The organism is Microbacterium kunmingense, assembly GCF_023155745.1.
In the GTDB taxonomy this organism is placed as follows: domain Bacteria; phylum Actinomycetota; class Actinomycetes; order Actinomycetales; family Microbacteriaceae; genus Microbacterium; species Microbacterium kunmingense.
Genome location: NZ_JAKNUS010000019.1, coordinates 1 through 1,417 on the forward strand (window position 1 = coordinate 1; position 1,417 = coordinate 1,417).

At 66.4% G+C, this 1,417-nt stretch carries 1 protein-coding gene; it reads left to right on the forward strand.

All coding sequences use genetic code 11. The features are described 5' to 3' along the window. The first annotated feature begins 122 nt into the window (after window positions 1-122). Window positions 123-1,358 carry an IS256 family transposase gene (locus tag MA875_RS17315; RefSeq protein ID WP_046746337.1) on the forward strand — a complete coding sequence of 412 codons (1,236 nt, stop codon included), beginning with the start codon at window positions 123-125 and terminating at the stop codon, window positions 1,356-1,358. The last annotated feature ends 59 nt before the right edge of the window (window positions 1,359-1,417 follow it).

Genomic DNA, 1,417 nt, shown 5'->3' on the forward strand with positions numbered 1-1,417 from the left:
CCTGGAGTCCCGCGGGGTGGTGGTCTTTCGGGCCCGCGGCGTCGTGACCGCGACGGGGTGAGCCATCGTGCGATGGTCAGTGAGAACGACCAAGAACTCACACAGAAAGACGACACCGCACGATGGCTCTTGACCAGTCTGCCCTCCTCGAGCTGCTCGGGGAACTGAAGCTCACCGGCACCACCGACCGCATCCGAGCCGCGACCGAGCGGCTCTACCAGGAGCTGATCGACGCGGAGACAGCCGCATTCATCGGCGCCGCCCCCTACGAGCGCACGAGCGAGCGCACGACTACCCGCAACGGTTCCCGGCCGCGGGTGCTGTCGACCACGGCTGGGGATCTGGAGTTGCGGATCCCGAAGTTGCGGCAGGGGTCGTTCTTCCCGTCGCTGCTGGAGCGGCGCCGCCGGGTCGACCAAGCCTTGTTCGCGGTCGTGATGGAGGCCTACCTCCACGGCGTCTCAACCCGGAAGGTCGATGACCTCGTCAAAGCGCTCGGCGCTGACACTGGCATCTCGAAGTCCGAGGTGTCCCGCATCTGCCAAGGGCTCGACGCCGAGGTCGCATCGTTCCGCGACCGCTCGCTGTCTGACATCGCCTACCCCTACGTGTTCCTCGACGCGACCTACTGCAAGGTCCGCATCGACCACCGTGTCGTGTCCCAGGCGGTCGTCGTCGCGATCGGCGTCGCCGCTGACGGGCGGCGGGTCGTGCTGGGCTTCGATGTCGGAGACAGCGAGACCGAGGAGTTCTGGAAGCAGTTCCTGCGCTCGTTGAAGACACGAGGTCTGGGCGGGGTGAAGCTGGTGATCTCCGACGCCCACGCCGGACTGAAGAAGGCCGCAGCGACCGTGTTGCAGGGCGCCGCCTGGCAGCGCTGCCGCGTCCACTTCATGCGCAACGTCCTGACCGCCCTCCCGAAGGGCCGGCAGGAGATGGTCGCCAGCGTGATCCGCACGATCTTCGCCCAACCCGACGCCGAGCACATCGATGCCCAGTTCGACGAAGTCGTGCGCATGATCGAGCGCGTCCACCCCAAGACCGCCGTGATGCTCACCGACGCCCGTGACGACATCCTCGCGTTCAAAGCGTTCCCCGCCCGGCATTGGCGACAGATCTGGTCCACGAACCCGCTGGAACGCCTCAATCGGGAGATCAAGCGCCGCACCGACGTCGTTGGCGTGTTCCCGAACAACGCCGCCCTGCTCCGCCTGGCCGGCTCCGTCCTCGTCGAGCAACACGACGAATGGGAAGCCGCCGACCGCCGCTACTTCTCCGAAGCCTCCATGACCGAGCTCACCGCGACCACCCCCACCATCGACGAGGCGGTGATACTCCCCGAGATCACCGCCGCCTAAACTAACGACAGCTGATCATCGCAACGAAGCGAAAGACCACCACTCAAACGGACGCGGCC